This window comes from Caldibacillus debilis DSM 16016 (assembly GCF_000383875.1).
Taxonomy (GTDB): domain Bacteria; phylum Bacillota; class Bacilli; order Bacillales; family Caldibacillaceae; genus Caldibacillus; species Caldibacillus debilis.
Map to the genome: position 1 here is coordinate 1 of NZ_KB912905.1, position 8,205 is coordinate 8,205.

Here is an 8,205-nt window from a genome sequence, read left to right on the forward strand (position 1 = left end):
GCCATCGGTTTCAACTCCTTTTGGTTTGCTGGACACTTGCCAATTCGGAGTGACCGATGGCTTTTCCTTTTTTCACTTTTTGCGAACTTAATTATGCGTCATCTTTCCTGTTGTTATAAAAAAAGGAGTTTGAACGATAATTTTCTTTATTTTCAAAGTTACTCTTATTTGCTTTCCATTAACTTTATTCATAATGAGATGTTTTATATGGCATTTTCAGCTCAACTTCAGTTCCCTCATTCACGGTGCTGCTTATGGTTATTCCAAAATCATCCCCATATAAAATTTTTAAGCGCCTATTTGCATTGTATAAACCAATTTGTTCTGTTGCATTTTCTTCCTTAGACAATAGTTCCTGCAATTCCTGAAGTTTTTCCGGTTCAATTCCACTGCCGTCATCATAAACCGACAAAATAAGAATATTGCCATCGATCCTTCCTTTAATGAAAATTTTCATTTTCATTTTCTTTTTATAACCATATTTCAGGGAGTTTTCGACGATTGGCTGAAGAATGAGCTTCGGTACATACGCTTCTTTGGCCTTCGCGGGAATATGGATTTCATAATTTAGCCGATCTTGAAAACGCAATTTATGCAATTGTAAATAGTCAATAGTATATTCCAAATCATTTTCTAAAGGGATTTCCTCTCCGGTGGCATCATAACTGTAACGCAATAATTTGGATAAAGTCATAATAATTTGTTCCGCTTTTTTCGTATCAACAAGCATGGTGTATCGAAGTGTCTCGAGGACATTGAACAAAAAATGGGGATTAAATTGGCTTTTCAGAAGTTTTATTTCGCTGATTCTTCTGATCCGGGCCAATTCTGCATTTCGTTTCATTAATTGATCCAGACTGTTCACCATATCATTATATTGTTTGTATAAATAGACAAATTCGTTTTCTGTAAAATCGCCGTCATCTTTAAAATCTACATAGGCATCCAAATTTCCTCTTTGCAGCTGCTGGACAGCCGTCACCAATTTATTAATGGACTGGGCATTTTTTGAAGCCATTTTTTCTGCCAAAATTCTTACCAAAAAATAAAGAATGGTCCCTGTAAGAAGTGAGAACCCGAAATATATCAAGGACATAGAATTATTTTTTGCTGATTTTAGAGTATATATTTTAAATTGGCCATCATAGCTGTCCCGTTGGGAAAAGTAAAATGTTTCTTCGTTGATTTTCACTTTTGATCGTCCGACATATTCCAGGCGGAATTTATTCATTATCCCCTTTGCCAAATCATTGGTTGTGGCAATGATGTTGTCAAATTTATCTGTGACTATTGCAATATCAATGTTTTCCGAAAACAATATATTTAAAATGTCATTTTCGTATAATTGGAGGACAATTCCGCCGATAACGTTTTTATTTTCAACAATGCTTTTACCCAATGATAAAGTGGTCATTTCACCGCGGGAGATCTGGCTCTCCATCACATCCATGGCGATTTTGTCAGGATTCTTTTTGATATAGTTAATGAAACGAGTGAAATGATAATCATTCTGTATTTGATTTCTATTTGTTGATAATAGCACTTTTCCATTCTCATTGACTAAAGTGAAAACCGATTTCACTTTCTGTTTGTTATTAAAGTTATAAAATTCTTCAAAAACGAGATTGCTGTTTTGATTGTTTTTCAAAAAATCTTTCACCTTTGTGGAATCCGCTAACTCCAAAATTTCATTCCTATAAGAATCATAAATATCATTGACTTGCCGAAGAATATTGTCTGCTGTTTCTTCAGTATCATTAATGGTTTTAAAGTAAATAAAAATATAGGTAAAAGAAAAAAAGACGAAAAAGAGGAAAAAAACCGGGATTACGGTATATTTCATAAATAAGGCTTTCGTCGCTTGTTTAAAATCCCTCTTTTGATTATTCAATGATCTCATCCTTCCCTGCCCCATCAAGGAAGCCCGAGGAATTTTTGGCCTGAAAACTTGCCATTTCGGAAAAATTTAATTTACACCCATACCAATTTCAAATCTCATCCACTTCCAAGCTGGTTTTTCTTTTGGAAATAGTCGTGGAATTCACTTGGAAGCATCGTTGTATATTTCTTGAAAACCTTATTAAAATAACGGTAGTCGCTAAAGCCGACACTCAATGCGATCGCTGTAATCTTCATTTTTCCCTCTTTAATCAATTCAATTGATTTTTGTATGCGGTAGAGGTTCAGAAACTCATTGAATGTATATCCGGTTTCTTCCCGGAATTTTTTATTTAAAAAAGTAATGCTCATACCCAAAGGTTCCACCAAATCATTCATGCTGATCTTTTTGGGATAATTTTCTTTGATATACCGGATGGCTGAGGCGACATACTTCGATGTTTGCCCATTATCGGTTAATATTTCACTTTTTATGAGGTTGAGATTTTCCGGATTCTTAATGTTTCTTTTTATCATTTCAAATTTCTTCCTCAATTCTACCTGTTCCTTCGCCTTTTCCAGGGCATTCATTAGTTGTTCCTGGTCTGCCGGTTTTAAGAGATATTCCGTAACTCCGTACTTCACAGCCTGTTGCGCATAAGCGAATTCATCATAGCCGGAAATGATAATCGTACTGAAAACATATTTCCCTTCGCTCTCACGTAAAACATCGATTCCATTCTTAATGGGCATATTGATATCCAATAGTACGATATCCGGATGAAGTTCAGCAATCCCTTTCAAACCTTCTTCTCCATTCCGGCAATCGCCAACCACGATTAAATCCAAGCTCAACCAATCAAAAGAATATTTTAAGCCATTGCGAATAATGTCTTCATCTTCGATGATCAAAACTTTATACATAATGGCTTCCTCTTTTCGGTTGATATTCTACAAATATTCTACTTTAGAATGGATTGGATATGGTCAGAAATCCTGTACAAAAATGGGAATTTTTCATTCATTCTTTCTATTTTTTTGCAGGCAGAATCACACTTTTCCAAAGCAGAAATTTAAGGGAGGTACATGCGGTTCTTTTCCTATTTGGAAAATCATACAAGATTTCCAAAAATCGAGAAATCTGCGATGGAGGTTAACACCGCAGATTTCCCGTGAGCTTCTGATTGTTAAATATCCACTTCCTTCTTGCCGCTTAATTTAAAGAAGAGCAGAAGGGATATGATTGTAACCAAAGACAGAATGGTGGCCAGAGCAGCAGCCGTTCCATAGTTGCCGCGTATGACTTCTGTATAAATTGCGACGGTCATGGTTCTTGTATTTCCCGTATAAAGGAGGATGGAAGTACTTAATTCACTGATGATTGTAACCCAGCTCAAAATGGCTCCCGATATGACACTGGGCAACATGATCGGCAAAGTTACTCGAAAGAAGGTTTTCAAGTTTGTGGCTCCCAAACTCATTGCCGCTTCCTCGACACTTGGGCTAATTTGATGAACCATGGCAGCACTAGACCGAATGGTATAGGGGAGCCGGCGAATCATAAAAGCAATTGCCATTATCATAATGGTTCCGCTCAATAGTAGCGGGGGTTTATTGAAACTTAATAATAAGGCAATCCCAAGAACAGAACCGGGGACAATGTAGGGAACCATGGATATGATGTCCAACAAATTGGTCAACACATTTCTCCTGCGCACTGTGACATAGGCGATCAGAATGGCCAACACAACGACGAAGAATAAAGCAAGTACTCCAATTTTCAATGTGTTGAGCATTGCATCACTGCCGCGGTCAAAGGCTATAGAAAAACTATCCAGGGAATATCCCTTGACAAAGATTCTTCCTGAAGTTTTTAAGAAAGCTGTATACATCACATAGAGTTGTGGCAGGAAAGCCAGAGCAATATACAAATAAACATATGCATGGGCCAAAATATTTCTAAGGCCTTTTTCTTTTTTTGCTTCAATTGGGTGCATGGAAATCATGAAAAAGGCTTTCTTGTTTACCACGTATTTTTGAATCAGGAACAATGTCAAAGCAAAAATGACCACGATGACACTGATGGAAGCGGCAAAAGCATCATTTCCACCCATTTCGCTGATGAATTCATTATAAATTAAAACCGGGATGGTCATATATCCTTCGCCGATCAACATGGGGGTACCAAAATCAGCCAGTGCCCTCATAAATACAAGCAGTGCGCCGGAAAGAAGAGTCGGCAGCAGGAGAGGAATAATGATTTTCACCAGCTTCTTAAATTTCGTACAACCCATGCTTTCGGCAGCTTCTAAAAGGGAATTATCTATATTTTTGAAAGCTCCCATTAAGTATAAATAGATCAATGGAGTCAGTTGCAGGGTCAAGACCAGGACGATTCCGGTAAAGCCGTAAATATCAGGGGGAGTTATATGGAAAGTATTTTTTAAAAAATTGGTAATCAGGCCATTTCTGCCCAATAAAAGGATCCAGGAATAGGCGCCAATGAAAGGCGGCGACATCATCGATATGATAATTAATCCCTGAATGAGACTCTGGCCTCTGATTTTAATGGTTGTCATGATGTAGGCCAGAGGAATGGAGATAATAACACTTGCCAAAGTTACGCAGGATGTAACTTTCATACTATTGAACAATGTACCGTAATAGTATCTTTTGCTGAAAAACTTTTGAAAATATTCGAAGGAAAAGCCTCCATTTACCATAACACTAGTTTTTATAATCATAAAAAGCGGATATATTAATATCACAGCATAAATGATTAAAATTGCAATGGTAATGGCCGTCCAAACATCATACTTCCTGATAAAAGTTTGATTCCGCATCGTTGACGACTCCCTTTATGATACTTTTCCCGGTATCCCGGTCAAACACATTGATTTTTTCTTCCTTAACTTTCAACTTAACCTGGGTTCCGGGTTCCAGAATTTTCTCTATGGTTGATTCCTGAATGATTTCTACGGTTTCTCCACCTTCCAGTTTGACAAAATAATGGGTATTCAAACCTAAAAACATGCTGCTTTCAACGATGCCATTGATACCTTCTTCATCCTTTGAAAAAATAAATTCTTCTGGCCGGATAGAAACTTTGACCGTGTTTAATTGATAGCCGGGTATTATATTATCCAGTGAAATTCTATATCCTTCGGACAGTTTGATGATATGCCGGCCATTTTCGTACATGTATGGTCTTTCAATAATATTGGCCCTTCCGATGAAAGATGCAACAAACACATTTGCCGGCCGATGGTAAATGTTTTGAGGTGTGCCTACATGTTGAAGTTCACCGGCCCTCATAACCCCAATCCGATCGGAAATTGCCATTGCTTCTTCCTGGTCATGGGTCACATAAATCGTTGTGATTCCAAATTTTTTTTGGATTTCCCGAATCGCATTCCTCATTTCGATTCTGAGTTTCGCATCCAGGTTGGATAAAGGCTCATCCATTAAGAGTACATCCGGTTCCATCACGATGGCTCTGGCCAAAGCAACCCTTTGCTGTTGGCCGCCGGAGAGATTTTCTGGAAGACGTTTGCGAAAGTTGGCAATCTGTACCGTTACTAACATTCGTTCCACTTTTCCGGGAATCTCCGATTTCGGCACTTTCCGATTTTCCAGTCCAAATGCAACATTTTTTTCAACTGTCATATGGGGGAAAAGCGCATAATTTTGGAAAACCATACCGATATTTCTCTTTTGTGGAGGACGATGATTGATTACTTGATCGTTGAATAATATTTCGCCCCCTTCAATACTATTGAAACCTGCTACCATCCTTAGCAATGTTGTTTTTCCGCAACCAGAAGGGCCAAGCAGAGTGAATAATTCACCCTGCTTGACACGCAGGGACAAGGATGGAATTACAGTGTTGTTTCCATATCTTTTGACTACATTTCTAAATGTAATTGAAACACTCATGTTATCCACACCTTTGCCAGGATTCAATTATTGAGCGACATCAGTATAGATTTCTTGATATTTTTCGAGAATTTTATCACGGTTATTTTTGACGTATTCTTCATCTTCATAAATGACATGAATTTGATCTAATGGTTTCATATGGTCGCCGAGGGTTACATCTTTGCGCAGGGGCCGATTGGTTAATTGTTGTCCCAGAGCATCCTGGGCTTCTTTTGATGTGACAAAGTCTACGAATTTCTTGGCATTTTCTAAATGCTTCGCACCCTTGACTATTTCTACCCCGGCATCCAAAAAGACGGTGCCTTCTTCCATATAAACAACTTTCAGATTTTTGGCTCCATCCAGCAAATAACTGGCAGCCGGGTCTTCGTAGGTAAGGCCAACCACATATTCACCATCAGCTACACTCTTATGCACTGCTTGAGAGCCGCTGGCCACTTTTCCTTCCATATTCGTAATCAATTGTTTTACATAATCCCATGCCTCATCGGATTCGTAGCCACCCATTGCCAACAACATATTGGTCAAATGGGCAAAAGCGGAACTGGAGCTTAACGGATCAGCACCAATAATTTTTCCTTTAAGCTTGGGATTTAACAAATCTTTGTATCCATTGATTTCAATATCACCGGCTAAATCGGTATTCACTAACAAGACGCTTCCGTCAGCAACATAGGGGGTCAAAAAGCCATCGACATTTTTATGGCCTTCCAGCATGTACTCATCATTCTTAGAAACATATTTTTCAAATAAATCTGGATAATTTAACACTTGGGCTTTACTTCCGCCAAACAGGATATCAGCATACGGATTATCCTTTTCTGATTGCAACCGTTTGATCAATTCACCAGTTCCGGCTGATATCAATTCGACTTTAATCCCTGTTTCCTGTTCAAACATAGGGATTAGCAGGTTAACCATATTTTCGCTGTTCGGGGAATAGACAACCAGTTTGTTTTCTTCTTCTCCTTTGTCACTTCCATCATCACTTTTTCCGCAAGCCGCCAATGTCAGTAGCACGACAAAAACCAGAAGCATGCTTACAAACTTTTTCAAATTGACCACCCCTTTCAGTTTTTCATTTTCATTATAGATAGTAAAATAAAGCGCTTACAATTACACAATCAGAAAAAAATGTGTAATTTACGAAACTTTGTGTATTTTTCACAAAGGATGGGCGAAGTAGATTTGTTAGTGTCAAGTAAAGTTCGAAAAAACCATCAGCACTCCGATAAGGGTTATGCCACTCGTCTTTGTTCCTGTATTTCCTGAAGAATGTTGGGGTTGATATATGAACGTCCGGTGGACCAGTCTTCATGATATTCCATCAGGTAACTGGTGACCAAACGGATGTACGCATCCTGGTTGGGGAACACCCCAACGACATGGGTTCGACGTCGAATCTCCCGGTTTAAACGTTCCAGCATATTGGTCGATGAGATTTTTCGGTGATCGATCTGGTGAAAATGGTAGAACTGGAGAGAGTCTTCCAAACCGGCTTCCAGCACCTGAATCGCAGCCGGATATGGTCCTTCATACTCGTCCATGAGTGCTTCAGCATAGGTCATGGCGGTCTGGTAGTCCGATTGAAGCCAAATCTGCTTCAGTCATGAAGCAAAGAAATCTTTATCCCGGCTGGGGATATGGGCCATGATGTTACGCATGAAATGGACCTTGCACCGCTGCCAGGAGCAACCGGCAAACGACTCACTGATGGCTTTCGCCAGTCCTTTATGAGCATCCGATACCACCAGCCTTACATCCCGGGCGCCTCTGGACTTGAGATGATCAAACAAAGCCTTGTGGGTGGTTTCAGACTCTTCCGGCATGGGCTGGATGGCCAAGATATCCCGCCTGCCTTGTTCATCGATGCCGAACACACTTGGACGGCCATATTCACAATGCGATGGTTGTCTCGGATTTTCTCGTAGAGGGCATCCACCCACAGGACTGGATAGGTGGCCGATTGCGAAAGGCCTCCACCTGTTCGTTCAGTTCACGGGTGACCTGGGAGACCTGGCTATGGGAGATGGACTCAATCCCCAGAGGACTGGCCAGTTTCCTGATTTTTCGAGTGGATACGCCCTGGATATAGGCTTCCTGGATGACCTGGATCAGGGCTGCTTCCGCACGGGATTTTGCCGTGACAAAAAAGGGCACATAACCGCCTTTGCGCAGTTTGGGAACAAAGAGATACATGGTACCCATCCGAGTGTCGAAGCGACGTACACGATAGCCGGTCCGTGTATCCGTCCGTTCCGATTTCTGTGCCTGAATTTTAGCTGTCACTTCGGCTTCCATCATTTGCTCACAGAGCCAGAGAGCATGGGATCCTGTTCCGACATAAATTTCAATAGCATTTGTTCGAGAGATAAGGTAGAATTCTGG

General features: G+C 39.9%; 5 protein-coding genes and 1 pseudogene. All 6 read right to left on the reverse strand.

From position 1 onward, the window contains the following. Positions 1-184: 184 nt before the first annotated feature. Positions 185-1,891 carry a sensor histidine kinase gene (locus tag A3EQ_RS0114280; RefSeq protein WP_020155859.1) on the reverse strand — a complete coding sequence of 569 codons (1,707 nt, stop codon included), beginning with the start codon at positions 1,889-1,891 and terminating at the stop codon, positions 185-187. A gap of 104 nt (positions 1,892-1,995) precedes the next feature. After that, the gene (locus tag A3EQ_RS0114285) at positions 1,996-2,802 is read right to left on the reverse strand and encodes a response regulator transcription factor (RefSeq protein ID WP_020155860.1); all 807 of its coding nucleotides are present in this window, start codon (positions 2,800-2,802) and stop codon (positions 1,996-1,998) included. Positions 2,803-3,065: 263 nt separating this feature from the next. Next, positions 3,066-4,721, reverse strand: a complete 1,656-nt coding sequence (locus tag A3EQ_RS0114295) for an ABC transporter permease (RefSeq protein ID WP_020155862.1) — start codon at positions 4,719-4,721, stop codon at positions 3,066-3,068. After that, the gene (locus tag A3EQ_RS0114300; protein WP_020155863.1) at positions 4,690-5,814 is read right to left on the reverse strand and encodes an ABC transporter ATP-binding protein; all 1,125 of its coding nucleotides are present in this window, start codon (positions 5,812-5,814) and stop codon (positions 4,690-4,692) included. Before A3EQ_RS0114300 ends, A3EQ_RS0114295 begins: the two co-directional genes overlap by 32 nt. 27 nt (positions 5,815-5,841) lie before the next feature. Beyond that, entirely contained in the window at positions 5,842-6,873 is a 1,032-nt protein-coding gene (locus A3EQ_RS0114305; RefSeq protein ID WP_020155864.1) for an ABC transporter substrate-binding protein, read from the reverse strand. Between the two features lie 182 nt (positions 6,874-7,055). Next, positions 7,056-8,205: pseudogene (locus A3EQ_RS23225) on the reverse strand (IS256 family transposase); the annotation flags it as partial.

Coding starts and splice junctions, on each gene's coding strand:
- A3EQ_RS0114295 (WP_020155862.1), bottom strand. CDS start 4,721: ATGCGGAATCAAACTTTTATCAGGAAGTATGATGTTTGGACGGCCATT.
- A3EQ_RS0114285 (WP_020155860.1), bottom strand. CDS start 2,802: ATGTATAAAGTTTTGATCATCGAAGATGAAGACATTATTCGCAATGGC.
- A3EQ_RS0114300 (WP_020155863.1), bottom strand. CDS start 5,814: ATGAGTGTTTCAATTACATTTAGAAATGTAGTCAAAAGATATGGAAAC.